Raw genomic sequence first — 26,967 nt, 5'->3', positions numbered from 1 at the left:
GGAGCGGCGAAACTGGAGACCTTCGATGATCAAGATGGGAACAGCCCTAGTGACAGGGGCTTCGAGTGGGATTGGCGCCGTCTATGCAGACCGTCTCGCACGCCGCGGCTACGACCTCATTCTCGTCGCGCGGAACACGAGCCGGCTGCAGGCGGTCGCGGAGCGGATCACCGACCAGACAGGACGGTCCGTCAACGTCGTCACGGCGGATCTTGCCGATGGCGATGACCTGTTCAGGGTCGAGCGGGTCCTGCGGGACAACGCCAGCATAACCATGCTGGTCAACAATGCCGGCTTCGGAGATGTCAGCCCCCTCCTCGAGAGCGACGTCGAACGCATGGAGCTGATGGTGGGCGTGAACGTCATCGCGCCCATGCGGCTGGCCTACGCCGCGGCTCCGGGCTTCGTCGAGCGCGGCCAAGGCTCGATCATCAACATCTCGTCGATCGTCGCGATCGGCCCGGAAATCCTGAACGGCGTCTACGGAGGCACGAAAGCCTTCGTGCTCGCCTTCTCGCAGTCGCTCCACCACGAGTTGGGCGGCAGGGGCGTGAGGGTGCAGGCCGTCCTGCCTGGCGGCACCGCAACCGAATTCTGGGGGATCGCTGGCTACGGCGACTACGCGGACAGCCCCAAGGTCATGGGTCCGGAGGCGATGGTTGATGCGGCATTGACCGGCCTAGACCTGGGCGAGGTTGTCACCATCCCGCCCCTGCAGGACGGCTCCCTCTGGGACGAATACGACGCGCAACGTCGCCGCATCACCGCCGATCTCGCCCATGCCAAGCCCGGCGCCCGCTACATCCCGGCGCACGCATGAGCGCCGAGCCCGAGGAGAGCGCCATGGTGGACCACCTTCCCACTCCCGAGTTCATGACCATCAACGGCAGGTCCATCCGACTCGCTCGCGGCGGAGCCACGGAAGGCGTTCCCATCCTGCTGACGAGCCCGTGGCCGGAAAGCATATACGCATTCCGAAAGATCTGGCCGAAGCTGGCGGAGCTCGGCCCGTTGATCGCGGTGGACCTTCCAGGCTTTGGGCGGTCGGAGGCTGGACCCTCCGATCTGACGCCCCAAGGCATGGGCACCTTCTACGTCCGCCTGCTGGACGAACTTGGCCTCGGCACCTGCCACGTGGTCGCGCCGGACGTCGGGACGGCCGCCTCACTGTTCGCTGCGGCTTCGGCACCCGACCTGTTCGCCACCCTGACCGTCGGCAGCGGCGCGACGGACATGTCCCTCGTGGGCGATCGCCTCCGCCAGATCATCGAGGGCCCGGAGGAAGCGATCAACCCGGGAGACGACGCGGCGCCTGTCGTCGAGGTCATCAAGGCGCTGATCGAAACGCAGCCCCCGCAGGAGGTGATGGAGGACTACCGGCTCTCCTCTGCAGATGGCCGATACATCGAAGCGGCCGCCTACGTGCGGGCCTATCCCAAGGACCTGCCCATGCTTCAAGGCATCGCCGAAAGCATCCGAACGCCCGTTCTGGTCCTCTCGGGCCGAACCGACCCGCTCGTTCCGCCCGCCAATGGCGACCTGCTGGAGCGCATCCTTCCCAACTGCCGCCATCTGATTCTCGAGAGCGGCCATTTCGTCTGGGAGGACGCGGCCGACGACTACGCCCGCCACGTCGCGAGCTGGATCGCAAGCAACGGCGCGAGCGCCTGATTTCACCCACTCAAACCAATCCACACGAAGAGGAACTACCATGAAACTCACCGACAACACGATCTTCATCACCGGCTCCACGTCGGGCATCGGCCGCGCGCTTGCTGAAGCCTTCCACGCCAAGGGCAACCAGGTGATCATCGCGGGACGCCGGCAGGCGCTGCTCGACGAAGTCACCGCGGCAAATCCCGGGATGGCCGGCATCCGTCTCGACATCACCGATCCTGCCAGCATCGAAGCCGCCGCCAGCGAACTGAAGAGCCGCTTTCCGACGCTCAACGTCCTCATCAACAACGCCGGCATCATGCCGTTCGACGACGCGTCGGGCGTCATCGACGATGCGGTGAGCCAGGCGATCCTCACCACCAATCTGCTCGGGCCGATCAGGATGTCCTCGGCGCTGATCGAGCAACTGAAGTCGCAGCCGCAAAGCGTCATCATCAACAACACGTCCGTGCTCGCCTACGTGCCGCTCGCGTCCACGGCGGTCTACTCCGCCAGCAAGGCGGCACTTCACAGCTTCACGCTTTCGCAGCGCTTCATGCTGCGCGACACCTCGGTGCGCGTGCAGGAGATCGCGCCGCCGTGGGTGGACACCGATCTCATCGCAAAGAGCGGAGATCCGCGCGCGATGCCGCTCGACGCCTTCATTGCCGAGACGATGGCGAAGCTCTCCAGCGACGCCGAGGAGGTCATCGTCGACTCCATCACCGCCTTCCGCGACAATCCCGGCTCGGGCGAGCATGCGGTGGTCAACGGCTTCAATGCCGCGATGGTCGAGAACCCGATCCCGACCTCTTTGGCCGCCTGAGCCGGATGCGACTCGGCTGGCTCAGCCGGCCGAGGCAACCCGCCATCTTCTCGAGGGTTCGATGTCCGGAAAAGCCGCCTTGGGCCAGATCGCAAGAGTCGCCGTCCTGCTCGCGCTCGGTGCTGCATTCTATTTGGAAACGATGCCCGTGGTGAAGGACAGCTACGTCGCGTCGATGCTGGGCGCTCTGGTCTTCATCATCCTCGCCCCCCTTGTGCTCGACCACCTCGGCAGCAGGCGTGGGGGCCGGACACGGGGCGAACGTGAATGACCATCGTCGCCGCCTGCATTCATCCGCGAATGACCGTCATGCGCAGCTGGCCGTGGAGCCGCGCAGCGCAAGCCGCCATGTCTGCGATCCATTGGAGGACAGCATCATGATCATCGGGCTAGAGAATGCCAGAGTGCTCGTCGTCGGCGGAAGCAGCGGGATCGGCCGCGCCACTGCAGAGGCATTCGCCCGCAGCGGCGCATCGGTCACCGTAGCCTCTCGCGGCGGCGAGACGCTGACCGAGGCGGCTGCAGCCATCCAGGGTCGGCCGGCTCCCTTGGACACCGGAGACAACGAAGCGATCGAGCGCTTCTTCGCCGAAGAAGCCCCGTTCGACCACGTCGTCGTCTCAGCCGCCAAGACGAAAGGAGGCCCCGTAGGGAAGCTACCCATCGCGGACGCGCAGGCATCCATGGAGAGCAAGTTCTGGGGCGCCTACCGCATCGCCCGTGCGAGCCGGATCGTCGATGGCGGCTCGCTTACGTTCGTGTCAGGCTTCCTCTCGCATCGACCGAGCCCGACCTCGGTTCTGCAGGGCGCGATCAATGCGGCAATTGAGGCGCTGGGTCGGGGCCTCGCACTCGAAAGAGCGCCGGTCCGCGTCAACACCGTCTCGCCCGGCCTGATCGACACGCCGCTGTATGCGGGCATGTCCGATCCCGATCGTGCAGCGATGTTCGACCGGGCGGCCGCGCGTCTCCCCGTCGGCAGGATCGGAAATCCGGAAGACGTCGCCGCTGCCATCCTGCTGCTCGCCACCAACCCGTTCGCCACCGGCACGACCCTGACGGTCGACGGCGGCGCATCGATCGCCTGAACAGGAGAAGCTCCCATGCGACGGAAAACCATCGGCCTCGTACTTGGCCTGCTTGCCGCACAGACGCCGGCGCAGGCGCAGACGCTGAGCGACACTGCTGCGATCGCAGCCACGCAGCCTCGCGAGTTGGTGTCTTCCAAAGACATCACGGATGCTCGCCGCCGCGAGATCCTGAAGCCCGTGGAGGCGTTCTACGGCTTCTGGGCGAATGGCAGCGAAGCGCTGATCGCGGCCGCGATCAGCTCAGACTTCGTGGACCACACGCTGCCGCCGGGGCGACCCCAGGGCCCGGCGGGCCCGATGGCGGCCTCCAAGGCGTTCCTCGGCGCAGTCCCGGACCTGCGGGTGTCGGTAGTCCAACGCCTGATCGTAGGCGACCGGGTCGTCTCGCATCTGCGCTTCACCGGCCACTTCACGGGGCACTTCGGCGACAAGGCCGGGACTGGCCAGGCGGTCGACTTCATCGCCACCGACATCGTTCGGGTGCGCGGCGGGCGGATCACCGACAACTGGCATCTGGAGGACAACCTCACCTTCCTTCAGCAGATCGGCATCGTCCCGCGCTGATCACACCTCCAAAGGAATTGCTCATGCCCAGACACTCGATAGCGGCCCTGACACTCACTGCTCTCACGATTTCGGCTCCCGTCTCGGCTCAGCAGAAGCCCGGCACCGTCGAAGTGGTCGCCGATCTGACGGGCGCCATGCCAACCGGCGTCACGGTCGCCCCAAGCGGGCGGATCTTCCTCAACTACCCCCAATGGGGAGACAAGGCGCCATTCGCCGTGGCCGAACTCAAAAATGGAAGGCCGACGCCCTATCCCAACCTTGACGCAAACGATCTGCGGAGCGGAACCGCACGAAGCCATTTCGTAAGCGTGCAGAGCGTCGTCGCCGACGGCGCCAATCGCCTCTGGGTCCTCGACACCGGTGCGCCCGGCTTCTCCGCCCCCGTGGCCGGAGGGGCCAAGCTCGTCGCTATCGACCTTGCCACGAACAGGATCGTGAAGACCCTGCTGCTCGACCAGCCGGACGTCGTTCTGCCGACGACCTACCTGAACGACGTTCGCTTCGATCTTCGGCAGGGCGAGCAGGGGGTCGCATACATCACCGACAGCTCGATCAAGGGGCCAGGCGGTCTGATCGTCGTCGACCTCGCGACCGGAAAGGCGCTCCGTCGCCTCTCCGGCCACGCGAGCACCATGCCGGACCCAGGCTTCAAACCGGTCATCGACGGACAGGTTCTGATGAACCGACCGGCCGGTGGTTCGCCGACGCCCTGGCTGGTCGGCACCGACGGCATCGCGATCTCTCCCGATGGCGCCACCCTCTACTATTGCGCCCTCTCCAGCCGCCACTTCTACAGCGTCCCGACCGCGCTGCTGCGCGACCCCAGCGTCACGGAGGCGCAGATCGCCGCTTCCATCACCGACCTTGGACCCAAGGCGCCTTCAGACGGCCTCGCCGAGGATGCGGACGGCAACATCTATGCCGGCGACTATGAACACGGCACGATCCGTCGCTTCGCCGAGGGCAAGTGGACGACAATCGCCCAGGATCCACGGATCCTCTGGCCCGACACGCTTTCGGTCGGAACGGATGGGTGGCTCTACTTCACGGCCAACCAGCTGCATCGCCAGGCAGGCTTCCACAAAGGCCGAGACCTGCGCCGGCAACCCTACCAACTGCTGCGCGTGCGTGTCGGCGCCGGCCCCGTGCTTCTGAAGTGAGAGCAACCATGACCGACCAGAACCAAATTCAACTTATCGCCCATCTCGTCGCCAAGCCCGGCAAGGAGCAGGCACTCGTAGATGCCGTTCTCGCGATCGTCCCCAAGGTTCGCGACGAGCCTGGATGCATCTCATACGAGCCACATGTAAGCCGCGAGCATCCCGGCACCGTGGTGATGTTTGAAGTCTGGAAGGATCGGGCGGCGCTCGATGCGCACGCCAAGGCCGCCAATCTCGAGGCACTCGCCTCAAGGTTCGAGGAACTCCTGAGCGAACCCCTGCGCCTCGAACCCTTGCGACGGCTAGACTGACGCACACCATGCACGCATCCAGCACCTACCATGTGGGGTGAGGCACGCCTCACAGGTCGTATGGCCAATTCCATGTGCGGCCGCCATCTCGTCGCAACAGCCGCGAGACGGCGGTCGACGCCCAGATGAAACAGAAGCGCCCTCGGCCAGAAGCACGGAATGCGCTTCGCCAGCGTCGGCAATGCACACCAGCAGCGCGATAGGCGGTCCGCGTTGCCTCCACCTCGTCGCACTCCAGCAAAGCGGATAGGATCATGCGAAGACCTCGTAGGCACTTGGTGCCAGCGCCCACCTCCGATCTCCTCGGCTGCAACCTGCCCGACGTCTCGGGGGTGCTCCGGGGCAAATGGCGACCGTTGCGATGCCTGCTGTGGATGATCCTGCTGCTCGCAGTTATGCTTGCGATCCTCTCGCTCCAGTCGGTGGTCCGCAGCTTCACGTCCAACGAGACGGTGATCCTGGCCATGGCCTTCCTCACCGTCATATTAGCATATGGCGCCTATGCGACGCTGGTGCAGTGGGGAGAAAGGCGCAGTCCCGCAGAACTCGCGCTCGGTCCTCTGCCGCGGGAGCTTGCCGCCGGGATAGCGATCGGTGCCGCGATCATGACAGCCACCGTCGGGGTCCTCTGGCTGGCGGGCATCTATTCCATCAGGGCCACCGTCTGGGCTGACTGGCCCCACGACGTCCGCGAAGCGCTCGGCACCGGGCTGCTCGAAGAGCTCTTGGCGAGGCTGGTGATCTTCAGACTGCTGGCGCGAGCGTTCCGCGTGGACGTGGCGCTTGCTCTTTCCGCCGCGCTGTTCGGATTGGCACACCTTGGCAACCCGGGGGCAAGCCTGGGGTCGGCGGCCGCCATCGCAGTGGAGGCGGGCCTGACGTTCGCCGGCTTCTACCTGCTCACGGGGCGGATCTGGATGTCGGTAGGCGCCCATGCCGGTTGGAACTTCGCGCAGGGGGCGGTCCTTGGCGCGAGCGTGTCGGGCATGCCGAGCACTGGAAGCCTCCTTACCACGACGCCCCTTCCGCATGCAGCCGCCTGGCTGAGTGGCGGCGACTTCGGACCGGAGGCGTCACCGGTTGCCGTCATCATCGGTCTCGCCGTCTTCCTCGCAACGATGCGCCTGACCCAAACGCATGCGCGATGTCGAACGTCTGATCACGCAGCGACCGGCGGCATCTCGCACCGACCAAGCCATAGCTGACGCTACGCTGCACCAAGGACGCGGAGCCGATAGCGTTGTCGCCGTCCATCCCACCCGTTCAGAAGAAGGTCACAGTCTATGCTCCGAATGATCACGTCGCTGATCGCAGGTGTCGCCGCGACGTCGAGCGCCGCCTTTGCTCAGACCGCGCCAGCTCCATCCATCAACGATGGGCCAATCGTGACCAAAGCACCTTCACGAGGCATGATCCCCTCCGTCAGCAATCATACTGCAGCCCTGCCGCTCATGTATGCGCTCGACGCCCAACCAAAGGAGCAGATCTCTCCTCTTGTTCAACGGCAGTATCTCAGCGGTGCACAGTCGACTTTCGTGAAATGGACGGTGAAGGCCGGTGGAGTCTTCCCGCTGCACCATCATTCCAACGAGCAGATCACCTGGATCGTGTCAGGCCGGTGCGACGTGTTCTCCCAAGGGCGCCGGTTCGTGATGACGGCAGGGACGATCCTGATTATCCCGCCCAACGTCCCTCATGAATTCCATTGCCCGGAAGACACGATCGACATCGACTTCTTCGCGCCCGGTCGACAGGATTGGGCAGACGGCGTTCCGTCGGTCGCGCAGAAATAAAGAGTCGGATCTCTCTAGTCGGCCACGCCACGTTGTCCCTCCGATCAGGCCATCAGCGTGGCGGCTGGCGTCCTTGAACCTGACGAGCGCAGCACGGCTTCGCCCGAGCGCTCGAAACGCTCGACGCGGTGGGAAGAGCGTCAGAGATTTCGGGGGCAGCCTGCGTCTGACCTTCGAAGTGCGAGCCTGCGCTCCGGCGTGTCCGCTTTGGGCCGGAGGTCATCGACGTGCGTTCAGCCGGCGGACGCGGCGTACGGCTCGAACTCCTGTGGAAGCGCGACCTTGAAAGCGGCTCCATGAGGCGCGGCCGGCGTCATGGTAAGGCTCCCGCCGTGCGCTTCGACGATCTCGCGGCAGATCGCGAGGCCCATGCCCATACCATCGGCCTTCGTGGTGAAGAATGCCTCGAACAGCCTTTCGCGCTGCGCCTCCGGTATGCCAGGCCCGTTGTCCCGCACCTCGATCACGATCGAAGAGCCGTCCTCGTCCCAGGTTTCCACCGTCACCTCCTTCTTCTCACCACCGAAGGTCGCAACCGCATCGATGGCGTTGACCACCAGGTTCATGACGACCTGCTGCACCTGAAGGCGATCGGCGACGATCGCGATGGAGCCGTTCAGGTGCGTCGAGATAGTGATGCCTCGCCGGTGCGCGTCCGAACCCACCAGAGCGACGGTGTCGTCAACGATGTCGTTCGGCGTCAAGGTCTCCCTCCTGACGAACGACTTCTTCGCGAAGGATTTCGTGCGGTCCAGTATGTCTATCGCGCGTCTTGCCCCGTTTATGACCCGGTCGATAGCCCTTCGAGCCGCAGCGACGTCAGGCGGTTCGGCAGCCAGCCAGTTGAGGCTCGTGTTGCCACTGAGCATGACGCTGGTCAGAGGCTGTCGGACATCGTGCGATATCGCCGCGGTCCATTGGCCCACCGTCGCCAAGCGGTTGGCATGCGCCAACTCATCGCGCATCTCGCTCATTCGAGTCTGGTAGGCGGCGGCAGCGGCCTCGGATTGCCTGCGCTCCGTCAGATCCTGAATCGCCGCGAGATACTCGAAATCCTCGGGTCCTTCGACGAGCGCTCGCCAAACCAGGCGCATGTAGCGAACATCCCCCGTGCGTCTCACGAGCCGGAACTCGTAGGCGTGATCCTCCATCGCCCCGGTCTTGGCCCTCTCTATCAGGGACTTGTATCCGCAGAGGTCGTCGGGGTGAATTCGGCTGTAGATGATGTCCGGGCTTGGTCCGTCCGTAGGCTCGATGTCGAAGAGCCGATACGTCTGCTCGGACCAAGTGATTTCGTCCCTGTCCGGTCGCCATGCAATGCTTCCGGTCAGGCTCAGCCGCTGCCCCTCACTCAGGAGCGCTTCGCTCCGCCTGAGCATCTTGTTCGTGACCGCGAGTTCCAAGGTTCGCTGGGCGACCATCCGATCGAGCTCCGCGGCCCTCGCACGCTGCTCCGCGAGCCGCGCGCTCTCCTGCAGTCCGATCAGCGCCTGGCTCACGGCGACGTTCACCAGCAACCGTTCCGTGGCGGTCGGGAAGGTCTCACGGCGCGCGCCGATCATCACCACTCCAAATTCGTCCCTGACGCCGAGGTGCTGAGCGACGAGAGTCACCGGCTCGCCCTCGACCACTCTGCTGGTTACGCCGATGCAGGGGTTGAGAGCGCCACCCATCCAATCGTCAAGAACGTCCGAGACCGCTCGGACCGTAAGGCGTTCCCCGGCTGATGGACCCGCCCGGAATACTTCCTGCCTGCAATCCCCGCCGCCTTGCACCAGTCGTAGGTAGACGAAGTCCGGCTCGAGAACCGCGCTCAGGGACTGGACGAGGACCTCGGCGATCCGAGCCGGCTCGCCGCCGGCCCAAAGAGCGCGCAGCGACAGCACGCCCACGAGGTCGTTGACGCAGCTCCTGAGACTGTCGGCTTCCAGATCGCCGGAGCTCAGCTTCGGCCCATCCCCTTGAGCGATCAACATGGCTCAGCAGCAACGGGCCGCCGACCGCTTACGTCGGCAGGCTGCCAGAATGTCCTCAGGCGCCTCGTAGAAGGCATTCTCCCGAAATTGCCCCCCCACAATGGCGTAGGGATGGGTCCGCAGCGCGTTCACGAGAACCTCGCCGCTCCATTCCGGCATCTTCAGCGCACAGATCATCACGTCCTGATCCTGCGGAGTTGGAAACGCGTGAGCTTGGAAGATCGCCTCGTATTCGAGCAGTTCATCGGGCGTGTGAACGGCCATTGCGTATTCGCCTTCCCAGATGAACCGTGTCCGCGGAAAGCCGAGCGATCGCCCGGCGACGCAAAGCGCCCGGAAGTTCTCAACCGTCTTCATGTTGTCCCAGTCGCCCGCGCCGAAGAAGGCCTCCTCCCAGTCGTGCACGACAAGCTGCCCCGAGGAGATCAGAGCCTCGACGTCGATGCCGAAGGCTTCGAGGCGACGAGCATGATCCAGCTTCCGGCGAGGATCGACGGTGTGCCAGGCACGCTCCCCACGGTCGAGCCCCTCCTTGATGAAGGGAAGAAGAACCTGATACTGTTCCTCCACGCCGCTGAACAAGCCGCAGACGTGCCCCCTCACGTCGAACCAGCCACCTGGAAGCGTAGTCTCCCCTTCCACCAACAAGACTTCGCTCAATTCAACCATTATAGAACCACCCGCCCAATTCGCCTCAGAGGCATGGCCAGCACTGTCCCGCCAGCACCTCGCCGAAACAACACATACCTCGGTCGATATTGACGGGCCCGCCCACACGTTCATTGCGGCGGACCCGCGGAGCGGACGGGCGAAGCCCTGTGCTCAGGCCTCTGCGACTGCGGAGAACGCATCCCTCGCCCGCGTAGAGTAGACCAGTCCGGCGCCTGCGTTCAGAGCGACCGCCACCCCCAGCGCCTCGGTCAACTCGTTCTCGGTCGCACCCGCGTCCCGTGCCGCCTTGGTGTGGACCGTGATGCAGCCGTCACAGCGCAGGCTGACTGCGCAGGCGACAGCGATCAGCTCCCGGGTTTTCTTGTCGAGATAGCCGGTCTTGTCGCCAGCGGCACTCAGGGCGGCGTAGCCGCGTGTCGTCTCAGGCGAGATCTTCCCGATCCCTCCGACGCCTGCGAGCACCTGGTCCCGATAGTTGTTCCAATCCATCATGTGCATAGATCTTCTCCTTATGTCGCAGCGCGCAGGACTATTCCTCGCGCATCTTCCGGACGTCCGCCGCAGTGACCCGCGACGGCTTCGCGCCGAACCTAGCCGTGACGTAGTTGGCCACCGACGCGATCTCCGCATCGGTGTAGGAGGCGCGGAAGCTGGGCATGAAGGCACCCGCATGTTCGGGTTCGCCGATGCCGTTGAGGATCATCATGGCGACGTTCGCCGCCGTCGCGTCGTTCACGGCGCGGTTCCCCGTCAGCTGCTGATCGGACGTGATCGCTCCGCGGCCGCTCCAGGCGTGACAGCTGGCGCAGGCGCCCTCGAAGATCCGCCTCCCTGCAGGATCGCCACCCGGTCCAGAAGCCGGGACCGCAGAGACGGGACCAGCCATCCGGGGAGAGGCCCTCGTGCCGACTGGCGGGACCGTGCGTAGATAAATCACCATCGCGGCGATGTCGGAGGGCGTCATGCGGCTGGTGCTCAGCTCGACCGCCTCCGCCATCGGGCCGGAAGCCACTCCGTGGCCAGGCGCATGCCCCTTGGACAGGTATGAGGCGAGATCTGCCGGCGACCACGCGCCGACTCCGCTCGTGCGGTCACCGGTGATGTTGTAGGCGTTCCAGCCTTCGGCCTGACCGCCGGCAAACTTGCGACGCGTGTCCATCGCCTGCATCAGCGTGCGCGGAGTGTGGCATTCACCGCAATGACCAGCAGCCTCGACCAGGTAGGCGCCGCGGTTCCACTGCGCACTCCGTTCGGCGATCGGACGGAACCGTTCGCTAGGGCTGAAGAACGTGCTCCAGATCGCCATCAGCCAGCGCTGGTTGAACGGGAACCTGAAGGTATTGGGAACATTCTCCTGCACCACCGCGGGCACGGTCGTCAGATACCGGCGGATCGACAGGACGTCGTCGTCGGTCAGGAGCGTGTAGGAGGCATACGGAAACGCGGGATAGAGGCGCTCCCCATTGCGCCCAATTCCCTTGTGGACCGCCCGCAGGAACTCCGCATCGGTCCAGGCGCCAATGCCAGTGGCTCGGTCGGGTGTGATGTTGGGGGTGTAGATGGTGCCGAAGGGGAGCTTGAAAGGTCGACCTCCTGCGAACGGCGTGCCACCCTTGGCGGTGTGGCAAGCTGCGCAATCGGCGGCTTCCGCGAGATATCTGCCCTTGGTCACGGGATCCGCGTGCGCGAGCTCGATGGGAACGCCGGTCACGGCAGGGCCGCTATACGCGGCTAGATCGACCTGCGTGCCGCCAGCGAAGGCGAGTGGTCCCGGGAGGATCAAGAGGCGCCATGCGACCACTGCGGCGAAGACGAGCGTCGCCGCGACAAGGAGAAGCCAACCGCGTCGCACCATGGTCATGCTCGAGCCCCCTTGGCGAGCAGGCTCGGGTCGATCGGCATCTGCGTGAGGTGGACGCCCGTGGCGGCGTAGATGGCATTGCACACTGCCGCCTGGACGGACACGGTGCCCGGCTCCCCTATGCCACCGGGCACCTCGGCGCTGCGCACGACGTGAACGTCGATGCGGGGCGTCTCGTCGATGCGCACCACCCGATAATCATGGAAGTTGGATTGCTGGACCCGGCCGCCCTCCAGCGTGATGCGGCCGTGCAGCGCGGCCGACAGCCCGAAGACAAGCCCGCCTTGGATCTGCGACACGATACCATCCGGATTGACGGGGGTCCCGCAATCGACGGCGGTCGTCATCCGGGTCACCGACACCGTTCCATCATCGGCGACGACCACCTCCGCGACGGTGCAGAGATACGTGCCGAACGCGTATTGCAGGCTGATGCCGCGCCCAGTCCGCGCGGGGAGCGGTCCACCCCAATCCGCCTTAGCCGCAGCCAGGTCCAGAACTGCACGTGCTCGTGGATGCTTGCCGATCAAGGCCCGCCTGAATTCGAGGGGATCCCTGCCGGCCTCCCGCGCGACGCGGTCGACGAAGCTCTCCGTCGCAAAGACGTTGAGATTGGGCCCGACGCCGCGCCAAAAGGCGGTCTGCACCCCACGGGGCTCGTGGCGCACCCAGTTCACGTAGCTGGATGGAAAGTCGTATGGCGTCTCAGCGGCCCCATCGACCGCATCGTTGTCGATCTTGCCATCGAAGGCCGGTGGGAGCCAACGCCCGACGACCGTCGGGCCTACCGTCTTGTGATACCATGCGACCGGCTTGCCGTCCTCCAGCTTCGCCTGCATCCAAGCTCCGTAGACGGAACGGTATGGGGCCTTGCCGATATCCTCCTCGCGGCTCCAGACGACCTTGACGGGTCCGTTCACGTGTCGGGCGATGCGAACGGCCTTGCGAATGCCGTCGACCTCGAGGCGACGCCCGAACCCACCTCCAATGAGGTGATTATGGACGGTCACCTGGTCGGGAGCGAGCCCGGCTTCCTCCGCAGCCGCGCGCTGCGCCATGGTCATGACCTGCGTTCCGACCCAGACCTCGCAACGCCCCGGCGTCAGATGCACCGTGCAGTTCATCGGCTCCATCGGCGCATGGGCGAGCAGAGGCAGTTCGTACGCGGCGGAGATGACCCCGCTACCGGTCAGCTTGGCGCGCGCTCCCGTATCGACCACGGTCACTCCCGGGGTGCTTCCAGCCGCATGCAGACCAGCACGGACAGTCTCTGTGGACACGTTCGCGAACGGTCCGTCGGTCCAGCGGACTTCCAGAGCAGCAAGCCCGCGAAGCGCCGCCCAGGAGGTATCCCCCACGACCGCGACGAGATCGTCCAGAACGATGATCTGCTGAACGCCCGGGAGCGAGCGAGCCTGCGCGTCATCGACCACGGCGACCCGGCCGCCTAGGACCGGCGACGAGGTGAGGCTCGCGAAGCGGACTCCGGACGGCATCGCGTCGATGCCATACTTCGTGGTGCCATCGACCTTGCCCGGAGAGTCGAGCCGATGGTGCGGGCGACCGATGAGGCGGAAGGTGGCCGGATCCTTGAGCTTAGGTTCCGCCGGGGGTCTCTCCCGCATGGCCGCACCTGCCAGTTCGCCATAGGTGAGGCGGCGACCGCTGAGGTCATGGATGACGGCTCCAGCCTCCGTCCGGCAGCCGGCTGGATCGGTCCGCCAGCGCCTCGCCGCCGCCGCGACGAGCATCGCCCGCGCGGTCGCACCGACCTTTCGCATCGGCAGCCAATACCCTCTCATGGAGGTCGAGCCGCCGGTCGCCTGCACCTTGAAGATCGGGTTGCCGTAGAGCTCGTCGCTCGCTGGCGCCGCTTCGAGCGTCACACCCTCCAGCGGAAGGTCGAGCTCCTCGGCGATAAGCATCGACAGCCCAGTGTAGATGCCCTGCCCCATCTCCGTCTGCGGCATGACCAGGGTGGTGTGTCCATCCGAGCCTATCCGGATGAAGGCGTCGGGCTCGAATGTTCCGGCCGCTCCGCCGGCAGCCGCGGCGATGTTCGACGAACGCAGATCTATGCCCAGGATGAGCGCCGTTCCGCCAAGAGCGCCGCTTCGCAGGATCTGGCGCCTCGATAGTGCAACCTCACCCATGGCGGGCAGCCCGCTTGATTCCGTCACGGATCCGCACATACGTTCCGCAGCGGCAGATGTTGCCCGCCATCGCAGCGTCGATCGCCTGATCGTCGGGATCCGGGTTCGCTGTGAGCAGCGCCGTTGCCGCCATGATCTGGCCAGACTGGCAGTAACCGCATTGGATCACCTCGAGATCGAGCCAGGCCTTCTGGACGCGCGCACCGACCGGCGTCGACCCTACGCCCTCGATGGTTCGGACGGCCCGATCGCCCACCTCTCCGACCGGCAGACGGCAGGATCGGACCGCCTCGCCGTCGACATGGACGGTGCACGCTCCGCACTGGGCAATGCCGCAGCCGAACTTGGTGCCCGTCATGCCGAGCAGATCGCGCAGCACCCACAGGAGCGGCGTGTCGCTGTCGGCCACCACCTCCCTCACTTCGTCGTTTATCCGCATGCTGACCATGGCGCCCTCCGCTTCATGGAACGGCTAGGCCGAGGCGACGAGCGGGGGCAGACCTACATCGGTATGGGACGCCCTACCTTGGTAGGTCCGATCCCTGCCAAGGTCGTCCTTCGCCCATACGCCAATGCAGTATCGGCAGCAGCGAAACGGCCCGATCCTACGGAGACTGCCTCTGGAGAAAACACGTCATGGCCTACCGCACGACAAACCCCGCCACCGGCAAGGTGGAGAAGAGCTTCGAGTCAATAACCGACGATGCACTCGCCGCGATCTTGGACGAGACGGCGCGGTGCTACCGGGACGATTGGCCGCACCGCGCCGTGTCCGAACGCGCCGCCATCCTCAAGCGGGCGGCGAAGATCATTCGCGAGGAGCAGCAGGTCCTCGCCGAGACGATGTCCCGCGACATGGGCAAGCTCGTACCTCAGGCGATCGGTGAACTGCAGCTGTCGGCGGCGATTCTCGACTACTATGCCGACACCGCAGCCGATTTCCTGGCTCCCAAGCCCCTTCCCGACGCGCCCGGAGCCACCCTTCACGCGCAGCCCCTCGGCATCCTGCTTGCGGTGGAGCCTTGGAACTTCCCCTTCTTCCAGCTCGCCCGCGTCGCCGGTCCTCAGCTGATGGTCGGCAACGTCGTCGTCGCGAAGCACGCCAGCAACGTGCCTGCGTGCGCACTCGCGTTCGAAGACGTTATGCGACGCGCGGGAGTCCCGGCGGGCGCCTATGCCAATCTGTTCGTGACCACCGACCAGATCGGAGCCATCATCGACGATCCCCGGGTTCGCGGCGTGACGCTCACCGGAAGCGAGAAGGCGGGCGCGAGCGTAGCCGAGCGAGCCGCACGAAACCTGAAGAAGTCGGTTCTCGAGCTGGGCGGGTCTGATCCGATGATCGTGCTTGAGGATGCACCCGTAGAGGCCACCGTGCTCAACGCCATGGTCGGCAAGATGAACAACACCGGCCAGAGCTGCGTGGCGACCAAGCGCATGATCGTGGTCGGAGAGGAGCGCGGGAAACTCTTCCTCGAAGCCATGAAGGCGGCGATGGGATCGCTGAAGCCGGGCGATCCGCTCGATCCGAAAACATCGCTGGGGCCGGTGTCTTCCGAGGGCGCCCTACAGGGGCTTCTGAAGCAGATCGAGGAGGCTAAGGCCGCGGGTGCCGAGATCGCGTTGGGCGGCAGCCGGATCGACCGGACAGGCAGCTATCTGGAGCCCACCATCCTCGCGAACATCGGCAAGGACAATCCGGTTTACTCGCAGGAGATCTTCGGACCGGTTCTCTCCTTCTACGTAGTGCCAGACGAAGCAGCGGCCGTGGCCTTGGCGAACGACGTCCCGTTCGGTTTGGGAGGGTCCGTGTTCACCGGGGATCTCAAACGCGGCGAACGCGTCGCGCTGGCGATCGAAAGCGGAATGGCGTTCGTCAACAATCCGACCTGGTCGACGCCACAGATGCCGTTCGGCGGCATCAAGAATTCCGGATACGGCCGGGAGCTCAGCCAGCTCGGCTTCGGCGAGTTCGTGAACTGGAAGCTGGTGGCAGTCTCTCCGCCCGGAGCACTCCCGCCTGGCGCCGACGCCGCGGGCTGAATGGTGGATCGGGGCCGCTGAAGCGGCCCCGAGACTACAGCGACAGGAGTTCCACCTTCCGGACCATGTCGGCGACCGAGACCGACTTCAGCTTCCGCCCGGCACTCGACCGGTGCATCTTCACGGTGATCTCGGTGATGCCCAGTTCGTAGGCGATCTGCTTGTTCAAGAGACCGCGCGCCACCCCGCGGAGCACATCCACCTCGCGGGGCGTGAGATGCTTGGCGAGAACCCGCACCTCGTTAAGCTCCACCTCTCCTAGCCGTCGCTCCCGGTCGCGACGCAGCGCCTCCGCGACGGCGTCGAGGAGCTCCTGCTCCCGGAACGGCTTCGGGAGGAAGTCCAGCGCCCCAGCCTTCATGGCGCGCACGGAAGTTGGCACGTCCGCATGGCCTGTGATGAAGATGATAGGGATGTTGACCCCATCCTCTGCAAGCCGGGCCTGCAGGTCCAGTCCGCTCGACCCTGGGAGCCGCAGATCCAAGACCAGACAGCTCGGACGGTCCGGAACCCCCTCCTGCAGCATCTCCGCTGTGGAGGAGAAAACCATCGCATCGATTCCTACCGAATTGAACATGTCGGTGAGGCTGGCACGGATGTCGGGGTCGTCGTCGACGATGAGCACGAGCGGCGAGTCATGCATCTGGTCAGAAGCGGCATTGCTCAAGATAGCCGGCGTTGCTGCTGTCACGAACGGCCTCCTTCGAACCGGTTGCTGGAAAGGAACACCTACGCCCGTGGCGCCGGAGGTGCCAGCAGATAGCGGGCGGACCGGCCCATACATGAGTATGGGGCCAGGCCATCGCGCACAGCATACCTCCAGGTCTCCGACCCATACCTGCGTACGGATGGGATCACGCGCGGAATCCAGCATCCTTATGCCACACGGACGCTCCCGACTTCGAGCGAACGAGCACCATCAGGAGCCTGGATCATGAAAGCCGCAGTTCTGAACGCAAACGAAGGCCGGTTCGACATCGAGGAGGTCAGCATCGACGCGCCCAAGGGGCGCGAGGTGCTCGTGGACGTGAAGGCCTGCGGCCTGTGCCATTCGGACCTTCATCTTGCGGAGGCGAACTACGGCACGCCGCTGCCCGCCGTCCTCGGTCACGAACTGGCGGGGATCGTCAGCGCAGTCGGCCCCCACGTCCGCGAACTCAAGGTCGGGGACCATGTCGTCGGTTCGCTCGTCCAGTTCTGCGGCCACTGCATCTCCTGCCTGTCGGGACGCACCTACCAGTGCGAGAATCCGCAGGAGACGATGCGAGCTTCGGAAGACGGCCAGCGGCTCACCCGCACGTCCGATGGCGCACCCGTCTACACCGGATGGGGTACCGCCGCGTTCGCGGAGCAGACGCTGGTGCACGAGAACCAGCTCGTGAAGGTGCCGGAGGAGGTGCCGTTCCCGCAGGCCTCCATCCTCGGCTGCGGCGTCATCACCGGTGCGGGCGCCGCCATCAACACCGCCGACATGAGGCCCGGCGAAACCGCCGTCGTGATCGGGGTAGGCGGCGTCGGGCTGAACGTGATTGCAGGCGCCAAGCTCGCGGGCGCGGAACGGATCATCGCCATCGATGCGCAGCCGCAGAAGGAGGAGCTGGCCCGCAAATTCGGAGCGACCGACTTCATCAACGCCAAGGACACCGACGCAGTGGCCGCAGTGAAGGCGATCCTCCCGCGCGGAGCAGATCACGCCTTCGAGGTGATCGGTCTGACCTCCACGTCGGAGCAGGCGATCCAGATGGTCCGGCCCGGCGGAGGCGTCTATCTGATCGGCCTGCATCGCCCCGGACAGACGTTCCCTCTGGCCGGACTGGACGTCATCGTCCGCCAGGTGGATCTGCGCGGCGTCTTCATGGGGTCGAGCAACATTAAGCGCGACATCCCCATGTATGCCGACCTCTACCTTCAGGGCCGCTTCAACCTCGACGACCTGGTTTCGCGCGAGGTGAACATCAGCGAGATCAACGAGGCCTACGAGGACCTGAAGCACGGCGCCATCGCGCGATCCGTGATCACGTCCTTCTGAGCGCAAGCCATGAAGCTCTTCACCCACCCGGGGGCCAGCTCCCTGTCGGTGCATGTCCTCCTTCGGGAGATCGGACTGCCATTCGAGCTGGAGGTGGTGAACGTGACGGCCAAGACCCGTCCCGACGGGTCCGACTACCGCCAGGCCGCGCCGCGGGGAATGGTTCCTCTGCTCGTCCTCGACGACGGAACTGCGCTGACCGAGAACGTGGTCATCGCCCAGTTCCTCTGCGATCGTGCAGAGCGTCACGACCTCATGCCGGCCCCAGGCACCATCGCCAGATACCGGGTGATGGAGTGGCAGAGCTACGTCGCGGCAGAACTCCACAAAAGCTTCGTCCCGCTGAACTGGCCGATTGACGACGCCATGCGAGGCCTGGTCATGGATCGCATAACCGGCAGGCTCGCATTCGTCGAACGCGACATGATAGGTCCATTCCTGACAGGTGAGACCTTCACGGCGGCCGACGCATACTTCTTCGTCATCGCGAGCTGGACACGCTTCTACGGCATCCCGACCGCTTCCCTTCCACGGGTAGCGGCGCTGCTTTCGCGTATCGCCGATCGCCCGTCCGTGCGCGCCGCGCTCACCGCAGAGGGGCGCGGCATGGTCGACCTGTCCGCCCCCGTTCCCCAACCGTAGAGGGTGAGATGAACCAAGGTTCGAAGGTGAGGACTTCCGCAGCATATGTCGATGGCGTGCGGATCCACTTCAGCACGGCGGGCGAGCAGGGTTCCCCAGTCCTTTTGCTAATCCATGGCTATCCCGAGATGGGGATCGCATGGCGCAAGACAGTGGAACCGCTGCTCGCCGCTGGCTTCCGACTGGTGATGCCTGATCTGCGGGGTGCGGGCGGCTCGGCCCGCCCACCGGCCGGCTACGACAAGCTGACGTTGGCCGGCGACCTTGCAGGCATGCTTGACCAATTAGGCGTCACAGGCCCTGTGACGGTGGTCGGTCACGACATCGGAGCGATGGTCGCCTACGCCTTCGCGCGCCGCTTCCCCGAACGCACCAGCCGGCTTGCGATCCTGGACTCCGTCATACCGGGCACCCGGATGTTCGACGAGGTCTCGCGCGACGGAACGAAGGTGTGGCACTTCCACTTCCACCAGGCGCCTGACCTGCCCGAGGCACTCACGCAGGGCCGCGAGGCCTTGTATCTTGAGCGCTACTACCATGACATGGCCTTCGACGCCTCGGCCATCGATTACGAGGCGTTCCAGAGCTACGTCCGTAACTTCTCGCAACCCGGCGGAATGCGAGCGGGCTTCGAACTCTACCGCTCGTTCGCCAAGGACGTATCCGACAACCGACGGCTTCAGGCAGAGCAAGGGGCGCTCCGGATGCCGGTGCTGGCACTCGCCGGCGCAGGCGGCAGATACGCCGACCGCATCGGGCCGATGATGGAGGAAGTCGCCGCCGACGTTTCCGTCGGCGTCATTCCGGGCGCTGGCCATTGGCTCGCCGAAGAAAACCCACAAGCAGTTGCAGACGCGCTCACCGCCTTCGCGAACGGGCGTTCAGGAGAAATCAAATGATGCATCGCCTTCTGATCGATGGAAAGCTCACCGATGGAGCGTCGGTCACCGACGTGATCGATCCCACCAGAGGCGAGGCATTCGCCCAGGCTCCCCGTGCCGACAAGGACCAGGCAGAGCAGGCGATCGCCGCAGCGAAACGCGCCCAGGTAGACTGGGCGGCGCTCGGATACGACGGGCGAAGACCCTATCTCGAGCGCTTCGCCGAGGCGATCGCCACGAACCGGGACCGCATCGCCGAGACGCTCACCCGCGAGCGTGGCGGACCGATCGCGGATTGCCGCTTCGAGGTGAGCAGGGCAGCCGATGCAATCCGCCACTTCGCAAGCCAGAAGATCGAAGACCGCGTGATCCGGCGCAACGAACAGGAGCTGATCGTCGAGCAGCGCTACGCCCAGGGCGTCGTGGTGGCGATCATGCCGTGGAACCGGCCGATGACCCTGCTGTCGTTCAAGCTGGGTCCGGCACTCATCACCGGGAACACCGTCATCGCCAAGCCCGCGCCTTCGACGCCGCTTTCGACGCTGCTTCTTGGCGAACTCGCAGCCGACATCTTCCCGGCAGGCGTGTTCCAGACGCTGGTCGACGCGAACGATCTCGGCCCCCTGCTGACGAGTCACGCGGACGTAGCCCATGTGAGCTTCACGGGATCGACCCCGACCGGCAAGAAGGTTCTCGACTCCGCAGCCGAGACGCTCAAGCGCTTCACGCTGGAACTCGGCGGCAACGACGCGGCGATCGTGCTCGACGACGTCGACGTCGAGTGGGTCGCGGACAAGATCTATGCCGCCGCCTTCATCAACGCCGGGCAGGTCTGCTACGCGACCAAGCGGGTCTATGCGCCGCGAGCAATCGTCGAGAGGCTCGCGACTGCATTGGCCAAGCGGGCGCAAGCCGCAGTGCTCGGCGACGGAATGGACCCGGCGACCACGATGGGACCGCTGCAGAACAAGATGCAGTTCGAAAAGGTGCTGGCATTCATCGAGAGCGCTCGCGAGGAGGGCGGGACCTTCCTCACAGGCGGCCAGCCCACGGGTGAAGGATACTTCATCGCCCCGGCCATCGTGACGGGACTGCCCAACGACGCACGCCTGGTGCAGGAGGAGCAGTTCGGCCCTGTCCTCCCGATCCAAGCCTACGACCATGTCGACGAGGCGATCGCCGAGGCGAATTCAAGCGACTATGGTCTGGGTGGCACGATCTGGACCGGAGACGTCGAGCGCGGCATCGAGGTCGCGAGCAGGATCGAAACCGGCACCATCTGGGTGAACCAGCACATGGCCCTTCCGCTCGACGTTCCGTTCGGCGGCGCCAAGGAGTCCGGCATCGGACTGCAGAACGGCGTCGAAGGCATGGAGGATTTCACGCAGCTGCGCATCCTGAACGCCAAGCTCGCAGCCTGAGAAGCCAATCATGCAATCCACATTCACGATCGGCGGCGACATGACCGTCCGCCGCCTGGGCTTCGGCTCGATGCGCCTGACCGGACCCGGAGTCTGGGGCCCGCCGCGCGATCGCGCCGGGGCTCTCGAAACCCTGCGCCGCGTTCCGGAGCTGGGCATCAACCTGCTCGACACGGCGGACAGCTATGGGCCCGACGTGGCGGAGCCGCTGATCCGAGAGGCCCTGTTCCCCTACCCGGCCGATCTCCACATCGCGACCAAGGCCGGACTGCGCCGTCCGGGACCGGACGGCTGGCTGCCGCATGGCGACCCGACCTACCTGATCGGGCAGGCGCATCGCAGCCGCGAGTTGCTCAAGGTCGAACGGATCGACCTCTGGCAGCTGCACCGGATCGATCCGACGGTTCCGGCAGGCGAGCAATTCGGTGCCATCCGCCAGCTCCTGGACACCGGCGTGATCCGGCATGCCGGGCTCAGCGAGGTGGGGATCGCCGAGATCGAAGCCGCTCGAAAGGTCTTTCCGGTCGCCACCGTGCAGAACCGGTATAATCTCGCGGATCGCGGAAGCGAGGCGATAGTCGATTATTGCGAGGAGAACGGGATCGGCTTCATTCCGTGGTTCCCGCTCGCGGCAGGGCGCCTCACCGAAGCCGGCTCGGTTCTCGACCGCATCGCGCGCAGCCATCGCGCGACGCCGGGCCAGATCGCCATCGCCTGGCTGCTGCGCCGAAGCTCGGCCATCCTGCCGATACCCGGCACTTCCAAGGCGGCGCACCTGGAAGAGAACGTCCGCGCCTCGGCCATCGAGCTGTCTGACGACCAGTTCGCCCAACTCGACGAGGCCGGACGCGCCTCGGGCTGAACTCGTGGTCCAGCGGCGGCGGACTCCCAGGCTTGCCGCCGGCCTGCGGATCGGCTCAGCGAACCGAGCGGCCCGCCGAGGTGGCGGCGGGCCGCGCGAAGTCACTCGTCCAGCAGACGCGCGCCCTGAGCCATCACATCGTAGTGGGACGGCGGTGGTGACAGCGAGATCGGATCGCTCGCCGGGAAGGTCTCATCGAGCGCCTCGTCCAGCAGAGCCTCCCGGTGCGATGCCGCTACGCCGTCGTCTGAGATCGGGGTTGTCATCGTATTCTCCATGTTGGACCTTCGGGAGAGTGCCACGCGTCCCGGACGGATCCCACATGTGCGATGGTATGGCGTGCACACCGGCGGCACCATCCCGCTGGTTGCGTACGGACCGATGGCTTGACCAATTGCGCGGAGGATAACGTTTGTCGATCAGCTGGGATGACCTGAAGCTCTTCCTGGAGATCGCCCGGGCGGGAACCCTCACCTCCGCCGCGACCCGCCTCAAGCTGAGCCAGCCGACTGCCGGACGTCGGCTCAGGGCTCTCGAAAGCTCCGTCGGAGCGGCCCTGTTCCAGCGGACTTCGAGCGGCTTTCGCCTGACCGACGAGGGGGAGGCGATGCTGCTACACGCCGAGCAGATGGCGGAAGAGGCGTTAGCCCTCGAGCGCAAGGTAGCCGGAGGCGCGCGTGGGATCGAGGGCGTCGTCCGCATGTCCGCGTCGGACTGGGTCTCCTCGCGCATCCTCGCGGAGCCGCTCGCGACCCTCGCGATCGCCCAGCCCGGTCTGACGGTTGAGATCGTCGCAGACTCCCGACTGCTCGACCTGCAGCGCCGGGAGGCCGATCTGGCCTTCCGCTTCGTGCCATTCTCAGGGTCGGACATCATACATCGGCGCTTCCGCCGGATCCGTTACGGCCTCTATGCCTCGCCTGCCTACATCGATCGCTGCGGCGATCCCCTTTCGTCGTCGAGCGGCGAGGGGCATCGACTCGTCACAATGGACAGCGCCCTTGATCGTCTCGTTGACGTGACCTGGCTGCGGGCGCGCTGGCCTTCGGCGGCTCTCACCTTCCGCAGCAACAACCGCGAGGCTCAGGGTGCGGCCTGCGCAGCGGGGGCCGGCCTCGCCGTGCTTCCCCGCGTGATCGGCGACAACCTGCCGCTCGAGCAGCTAGGCGGCGAAGAGCCACCCGCCCGTGACCTCTGGCTCGGCTACCATGAGGATCTGCGCCGGCTTCGCCGCCTTCGGCGCCTGGTGGAGCATCTGGACGAGGTCCTGCCGGCGGACCTGTAGATTCGGTCCCCAAGTCATACCCGAGTAGGGGTGACCTGAGGCGAGCGTAGAATGGCTGAACGTTTGGCGCCCCGGCAAGATAGGCGAACCGCACAAGTCGCGGAGGTCACGGAAGCGCCAACATGCAGGTTCAGACCGTAAGCCGATCATCGGACATCCCCAGGGACGGGGCGGCCGACGACTTCACGAGCCTCGAGTGGCTCGTCATCGCAATCGGAAGCCGCGACGGATCCAAGCCGCTCCAATGGTCTGCGTTCGGGCGCCTACTGTCGAGGCTGCTGGAAGACCCACCGCTACCTCTCGCGTCGTTGCGCCTCGAGGCGCTCCGTCGAACGGCAAGCCTGGCGCGACGCTATGGCTGGACCATTCCCGCGGTTGAGATCGGCGCTTTCCTTCGCGCCGGCTGGTCGGAGCCTCAGCTCGAGCGTCTGATCGACGCCGTCTCACAATCAGGGCCATGCATGAGCGCATGGCCGACGTGCGAAGCTGTCGATGGCGATTTCCTGACCCAAGGCCGATCTGAGGCACGAACAAGGATGGAGATATTTTCATGAAGGCCATTGGATATCACGCGGCCGGTAGCATCGACCGGGATGACGCTCTGCTCGACCTCGAACTTCCGACGCCGAAACCAGGCCCACGTGATTTGGTCGTGCGGGTGAAGGCGATCTCAGTGAATCCGGTGGACGTGAAGGTCCGGAGCAGCAGCGCACGGACCGACGGCGATCCTAAGATCCTCGGCTGGGATGCGGCGGGCGTCGTCGAAGCGATCGGTGACGAGGTGAGCCTCTTCAAGGTAGGGGACGAGGTGTTCTACGCCGGGGATCTGAGCCGTCCCGGCACCAACTCCGAGCTTCACGCCGTCGACGAACGCATCGTGGGTCACAAGCCGTCTTCCCTGAACTGGGCCGAGGCCGCCGCGCTGCCGCTCACCGCGATCACCGCATGGGAGATCCTCTTCGACCGCCTGCGCGTGCCCTATGGGCAGAAGAAGGGTCCTGGCACCCTCCTCGTCATCAACGGCGCCGGAGGAGTGGGCTCGATCCTGATTCAGTTGGCGCGCCGTCTGACGGGCCTAACGATCATCGCCACCGCCTCACGTCCCGAAACCATCGACTGGGTCCGGAAGATGGGCGCGCATGTGGTCATCGACCACCACAAGCCGCTTGACGAGGAACTCGCGCGCATTGGCCATTCCGAGGTGGACTATCTTGCAGGCCTGACCGCCAGCGACCACTACCTGTCCCTGTTCCCGAAGATCGTCGCCGCTCAGGGCCACATCGCGCTCATCGACGACCCGAAGAGCTTCGACATCGTCCCGCTCAAGCGCAAGTCGATCACCGTCGCGTGGGAACTCATGTTCACGCGCTCGCTGTATCAGACCGCCGACATGATCGAACAGCACAAGCTCCTCGAAGAGGTGTCGCACCTGGTCGACGCCGGAGTGCTGCGCACGACGCTCACCAAGACCCACTCTCCAATCAATGCGGAGAACCTCAAGCAGGTGCACAAGCTCGTCGAGAGCGGAAAGGCGATCGGCAAGACGGTTCTGGAGGGCTTCTGAACGAAGGCTCGGCGGCGGGTGGCGGTCACGCCTCCCGTCGCTACTCTCTGCCGAACGAGTCCTTCAACACCGACACCAGGGCACGCAGCACCGCCGGGACGTGTCGATGGCCGGGATAGAAGATGAAAAGGCCGGGATAGGCGGGGCACCATGCCTCAAGCATCGCCACGAGAGATCCACGCTCTAGATGCGGTGCGGCAAGCCGCTCGGGCACATAGGCTACACCGAGGCCGGACAGTGCGGCGTCGATCATCAGCTCGGTGCGATTGAGCGTCAAGGGACCGGCAACCGCAATGGTCGACGTCTCTCCGTCACGCTCGAACTCCCATTGGAACGGTCGGCCGCCCGGCGTGCGGGAGCATATGCACCGATGGAGACGGAGGTCCTCCGGGCTCTCCGGCGGCCGATGTCCGCTCAGGTAGGCGGGGGTCGCCACGGGAAGCATCCTGGAAGGCCCGCCTACACGAACCGCAACCATGTCGCGGGGCACGGCCTCCCCCAGCCGGATCCCCGCGTCAAAACCTTCGGCGACGACATCGACCAGATCGGCAGTCGCGACCAGGTCGAGCGATGCATGCGGGAAGCGTTCGAGGAAGCGAGGGACCGCCTCCCGCATGAGCAGCATGCACACCGTCTCGGATGCGGCGATCCTGACATTTCCACTAGGCTCGTCGCGCTCTCCTTCGAGATCCGACAGAGCATCGTCGATCCCACCGAGCAATGGCGCCAGCCGCTCCACCAGCCGGGCACCAGCCGCAGTCGTGGCCACGCTCCGAGTGGTTCGGTTGAGGAGGCGTGTCTGCAGCCGAGCCTCGAGCTGCGTCATCATGTGACTGAGGGTCGAGGGAGCCAGCCCCAGCACGCCCGCGGCGCGACGGAAGCTGCGATGCGAGGCGACCGCAGCGAGCGCTCGGAGCTCGAGAAGGCTCGGTTGGGATTTCATGGCAAATCACCATCAGTCCATGCCGAACCAGCCGGCTAATTACCACGAATTACCTGTCTTATCTACCTTGCGGAAGGAGAAAGTCATGAAGAGTTGGTTCATCACGGGGATCAGCAGTGGCCTAGGTCGCGCGATGGCCGAGCAGTTGCTCAAGCGCGGAGATCGGGTGTTCGGCACCGTCCGCAATCTGGACATTGTCGCCGAGCTGGTGGCGGAGCATGCGCCCCGCCTCAGCGTGGCGCAGCTTGATCTCAGTGAAACGGATGCGATCCGCGCGGTAGTGGATTCTGGGTTCTCCGAGGGCAAGATCGACGTCGTCGTCAACAACGCGGGATATGGGCTCTTCGGCGCTGCAGAGGGGCTGACGGGCGATCAGATCCGCCACCAGATCGACACGAACCTCGTCGGGCCGATCGAAGTCGCGCGTGCTGCCCTCCCCCATCTGCGCCAACAGGGCTACGGACGCCTCATTGCCATCTCCTCATATGGTGGACAGGCAACCCATCCGGGAGCGTCGCTATACCATGCGAGCAAGTGGGGCTTGGAAGGCTTCTTCGACTCTCTGTCTCAGGAGATCGCACCGCTCGGCATCGGCGTGACGATCGTCGAGCCTGGCGCCTCCCGCACCAGCTTCCGTTCCACTGCCTCGGAACGGCTGGGGGCCGGCGTCGAAGCATATAACGAAACCCCCATTGGCCATCTTCAAGCCGTTCTTACGGACCCGGCGCGCACCCCGAACGGAGATCCGGAGCGTATGGCTGCCGCAATCATCAGCAGCGCCGACGAGGAGCAGGCGCCGCTTCGCCTCGTCCTGGGGAGCGATGCTCAAGCCATTCTCGATCGCGTGCTGAGCCAACGGCTCGAAGCAGTTCGGGCGCAGTCGGCAACGGCGGCGGAAACCGACTTCCCGAAGGCAGGCTGACCAAAGTTTCCGAGGCCAGCTCGACGCGGCCGATTTCGCCGCGTCGAGTTCCCCTCCGAAATGCGAAGCTGTGTAAGCTGCGTCCTCCTCCTGAGCATGCCGCGTGGGCAACCTCGGCACCGAACGATCAAACTGGACACGTTCCCACCTGTCTTTTGGTATTGCTGATCCCAGACCGATGTCCGGCTGCTCGCCACGATCGAAACATCGGAAATGCCCAGTCTCGGCATCGACTCGCTGCTGAGGCGCCGCTCGACCCGACCTGCGTCTCTGCGCCGCGCTCGATCCAACACGAGCTGTCCAGGAGAC

28 protein-coding genes are annotated in these 26,967 nt (G+C 65.3%); 19 read left to right on the top strand and 9 right to left on the bottom strand.

Translation table 11 applies throughout. From position 1 onward, the window contains the following. Nucleotides 1–25 precede the first annotated feature (25 nt). The 10 genes from LZ586_RS15560 to LZ586_RS15515 all read left to right on the top strand — a co-directional run bounded on the left by LZ586_RS15560 (nt 26) and on the right by LZ586_RS15515 (nt 7,404). Nucleotides 26–820 carry an SDR family NAD(P)-dependent oxidoreductase gene (locus LZ586_RS15560; RefSeq protein ID WP_235077228.1) on the top strand — a complete coding sequence of 265 codons (795 nt, stop codon included), beginning with the start codon at nt 26–28 and terminating at the stop codon, nt 818–820. Next, nucleotides 817–1,671, top strand: a complete 855-nt coding sequence (locus tag LZ586_RS15555) for an alpha/beta fold hydrolase (RefSeq protein ID WP_235077227.1) — start codon at nt 817–819, stop codon at nt 1,669–1,671. Before LZ586_RS15560 ends, LZ586_RS15555 begins: the two co-directional genes overlap by 4 nt. Before the next feature lie 40 nt (nt 1,672–1,711). Continuing rightward, a complete protein-coding gene (locus tag LZ586_RS15550) occupies nt 1,712–2,482 on the top strand; it encodes an SDR family oxidoreductase (protein WP_235077226.1) in 771 nt (256 codons plus the stop codon). 61 nt (nt 2,483–2,543) lie between these two features. Beyond that, on the top strand, nt 2,544–2,753 hold the full coding sequence (locus tag LZ586_RS15545; RefSeq protein WP_235077225.1) for a hypothetical protein: 210 nt from the start codon (nt 2,544–2,546) through the stop codon (nt 2,751–2,753). A 106-nt stretch (nt 2,754–2,859) separates the two neighbouring features. Beyond that, nucleotides 2,860–3,570: an SDR family oxidoreductase gene (locus tag LZ586_RS15540; protein WP_235077224.1), complete on the top strand. Its 711-nt coding sequence runs from the start codon at nt 2,860–2,862 to the stop codon at nt 3,568–3,570. Between the two features lie 15 nt (nt 3,571–3,585). Beyond that, on the top strand, nt 3,586–4,137 hold the full coding sequence (locus LZ586_RS15535) for an ester cyclase (RefSeq protein WP_235077223.1): 552 nt from the start codon (nt 3,586–3,588) through the stop codon (nt 4,135–4,137). Nucleotides 4,138–4,160: 23 nt separating this feature from the next. Then, nucleotides 4,161–5,300 (top strand): major royal jelly family protein, encoded by a 1,140-nt coding sequence (locus LZ586_RS15530; protein ID WP_235077222.1) that lies wholly within the window; start codon nt 4,161–4,163, stop codon nt 5,298–5,300. 8 nt (nt 5,301–5,308) lie between these two features. Further along, nucleotides 5,309–5,611: a putative quinol monooxygenase gene (locus LZ586_RS15525; protein WP_235077221.1), complete on the top strand. Its 303-nt coding sequence runs from the start codon at nt 5,309–5,311 to the stop codon at nt 5,609–5,611. Between the two features lie 374 nt (nt 5,612–5,985). Continuing rightward, the gene (locus LZ586_RS15520) at nt 5,986–6,816 is read left to right on the top strand and encodes a CPBP family intramembrane glutamic endopeptidase (protein ID WP_235077220.1); all 831 of its coding nucleotides are present in this window, start codon (nt 5,986–5,988) and stop codon (nt 6,814–6,816) included. A gap of 87 nt (nt 6,817–6,903) precedes the next feature. Then, entirely contained in the window at nt 6,904–7,404 is a 501-nt protein-coding gene (locus LZ586_RS15515; RefSeq protein WP_235077219.1) for a cupin domain-containing protein, read from the top strand. Nucleotides 7,405–7,637: 233 nt separating this feature from the next. Here the strand turns inward: LZ586_RS15515 and LZ586_RS15510 are convergent, their stop codons facing one another. The 6 genes from LZ586_RS15510 to LZ586_RS15485 all read right to left on the bottom strand — a co-directional run bounded on the left by LZ586_RS15510 (nt 7,638) and on the right by LZ586_RS15485 (nt 14,514). Beyond that, nucleotides 7,638–9,380: a sensor histidine kinase gene (locus LZ586_RS15510; protein WP_235077218.1), complete on the bottom strand. Its 1,743-nt coding sequence runs from the start codon at nt 9,378–9,380 to the stop codon at nt 7,638–7,640. A 3-nt stretch (nt 9,381–9,383) separates the two neighbouring features. Next, nucleotides 9,384–10,049 carry an MEDS domain-containing protein gene (locus tag LZ586_RS15505; RefSeq protein ID WP_235077217.1) on the bottom strand — a complete coding sequence of 222 codons (666 nt, stop codon included), beginning with the start codon at nt 10,047–10,049 and terminating at the stop codon, nt 9,384–9,386. Nucleotides 10,050–10,202: 153 nt separating this feature from the next. Then, nucleotides 10,203–10,550 carry a carboxymuconolactone decarboxylase family protein gene (locus tag LZ586_RS15500; protein WP_235077216.1) on the bottom strand — a complete coding sequence of 116 codons (348 nt, stop codon included), beginning with the start codon at nt 10,548–10,550 and terminating at the stop codon, nt 10,203–10,205. A gap of 31 nt (nt 10,551–10,581) precedes the next feature. Next, nucleotides 10,582–11,913, bottom strand: a complete 1,332-nt coding sequence (locus LZ586_RS15495) for a c-type cytochrome (RefSeq protein ID WP_235077215.1) — start codon at nt 11,911–11,913, stop codon at nt 10,582–10,584. Next, entirely contained in the window at nt 11,910–14,066 is a 2,157-nt protein-coding gene (locus tag LZ586_RS15490) for a xanthine dehydrogenase family protein molybdopterin-binding subunit (RefSeq protein WP_235077214.1), read from the bottom strand. Before LZ586_RS15490 ends, LZ586_RS15495 begins: the two co-directional genes overlap by 4 nt. Beyond that, a complete protein-coding gene (locus tag LZ586_RS15485) occupies nt 14,059–14,514 on the bottom strand; it encodes a (2Fe-2S)-binding protein (protein WP_235077213.1) in 456 nt (151 codons plus the stop codon). Before LZ586_RS15485 ends, LZ586_RS15490 begins: the two co-directional genes overlap by 8 nt. 188 nt (nt 14,515–14,702) lie before the next feature. Between LZ586_RS15485 and LZ586_RS15480 the strand changes: the two genes are divergently transcribed. Continuing rightward, nucleotides 14,703–16,109 (top strand): NAD-dependent succinate-semialdehyde dehydrogenase, encoded by a 1,407-nt coding sequence (locus tag LZ586_RS15480; protein ID WP_235077212.1) that lies wholly within the window; start codon nt 14,703–14,705, stop codon nt 16,107–16,109. A 34-nt stretch (nt 16,110–16,143) separates the two neighbouring features. Here LZ586_RS15480 and LZ586_RS15475 read toward each other — a convergent pair whose 3' ends face one another. Beyond that, nucleotides 16,144–16,800 carry a response regulator transcription factor gene (locus LZ586_RS15475; RefSeq protein ID WP_235077211.1) on the bottom strand — a complete coding sequence of 219 codons (657 nt, stop codon included), beginning with the start codon at nt 16,798–16,800 and terminating at the stop codon, nt 16,144–16,146. Between the two features lie 243 nt (nt 16,801–17,043). Between LZ586_RS15475 and LZ586_RS15470 the strand changes: the two genes are divergently transcribed. From LZ586_RS15470 to LZ586_RS15450, 5 genes are read left to right on the top strand one after another with little or no spacing between them, the layout of a single operon-like run. Next, nucleotides 17,044–18,138: a Zn-dependent alcohol dehydrogenase gene (locus LZ586_RS15470; protein ID WP_235077209.1), complete on the top strand. Its 1,095-nt coding sequence runs from the start codon at nt 17,044–17,046 to the stop codon at nt 18,136–18,138. 9 nt (nt 18,139–18,147) lie between these two features. Beyond that, a complete protein-coding gene (locus LZ586_RS15465; RefSeq protein WP_235077206.1) occupies nt 18,148–18,780 on the top strand; it encodes a glutathione S-transferase N-terminal domain-containing protein in 633 nt (210 codons plus the stop codon). An 8-nt stretch (nt 18,781–18,788) separates the two neighbouring features. Continuing rightward, nucleotides 18,789–19,679: an alpha/beta fold hydrolase gene (locus LZ586_RS15460; protein WP_235077205.1), complete on the top strand. Its 891-nt coding sequence runs from the start codon at nt 18,789–18,791 to the stop codon at nt 19,677–19,679. After that, the gene (locus LZ586_RS15455) at nt 19,676–21,082 is read left to right on the top strand and encodes an aldehyde dehydrogenase family protein (RefSeq protein WP_235077204.1); all 1,407 of its coding nucleotides are present in this window, start codon (nt 19,676–19,678) and stop codon (nt 21,080–21,082) included. Before LZ586_RS15460 ends, LZ586_RS15455 begins: the two co-directional genes overlap by 4 nt. 10 nt (nt 21,083–21,092) lie before the next feature. Beyond that, complete coding sequence (locus tag LZ586_RS15450; RefSeq protein ID WP_235077201.1) at nt 21,093–21,944, top strand: aldo/keto reductase; 852 nt, start codon at nt 21,093–21,095, stop codon at nt 21,942–21,944. Between the two features lie 101 nt (nt 21,945–22,045). On the opposite strand, the gene LZ586_RS15445 is transcribed toward LZ586_RS15450, so the two are convergent. Continuing rightward, nucleotides 22,046–22,210, bottom strand: a complete 165-nt coding sequence (locus LZ586_RS15445) for a hypothetical protein (RefSeq protein WP_235077199.1) — start codon at nt 22,208–22,210, stop codon at nt 22,046–22,048. Nucleotides 22,211–22,356: 146 nt separating this feature from the next. Between LZ586_RS15445 and LZ586_RS15440 the strand changes: the two genes are divergently transcribed. Further along, nucleotides 22,357–23,229, top strand: a complete 873-nt coding sequence (locus LZ586_RS15440) for a LysR family transcriptional regulator (RefSeq protein WP_235077197.1) — start codon at nt 22,357–22,359, stop codon at nt 23,227–23,229. A gap of 550 nt (nt 23,230–23,779) precedes the next feature. After that, nucleotides 23,780–24,793 (top strand): zinc-binding alcohol dehydrogenase family protein, encoded by a 1,014-nt coding sequence (locus tag LZ586_RS15435; protein WP_235077195.1) that lies wholly within the window; start codon nt 23,780–23,782, stop codon nt 24,791–24,793. A 40-nt stretch (nt 24,794–24,833) separates the two neighbouring features. On the opposite strand, the gene LZ586_RS15430 is transcribed toward LZ586_RS15435, so the two are convergent. Next, a complete protein-coding gene (locus tag LZ586_RS15430; RefSeq protein ID WP_235077192.1) occupies nt 24,834–25,736 on the bottom strand; it encodes a LysR family transcriptional regulator in 903 nt (300 codons plus the stop codon). A 19-nt stretch (nt 25,737–25,755) separates the two neighbouring features. On the opposite strand from LZ586_RS15430, the gene LZ586_RS15425 reads away from it, so the two are divergent. Further along, a complete protein-coding gene (locus LZ586_RS15425; RefSeq protein ID WP_235077190.1) occupies nt 25,756–26,658 on the top strand; it encodes an SDR family oxidoreductase in 903 nt (300 codons plus the stop codon). Nucleotides 26,659–26,967: the final 309 nt, after the last annotated feature.

It is taken from the genome of Sphingomonas sp. S2-65 (assembly GCF_021513175.1).
GTDB lineage: Bacteria > Pseudomonadota > Alphaproteobacteria > Sphingomonadales > Sphingomonadaceae > Sphingomonas.
Note: the sequence above shows the minus strand (reverse complement) of the source record. Positions and strands in the feature narration are given on the sequence as shown.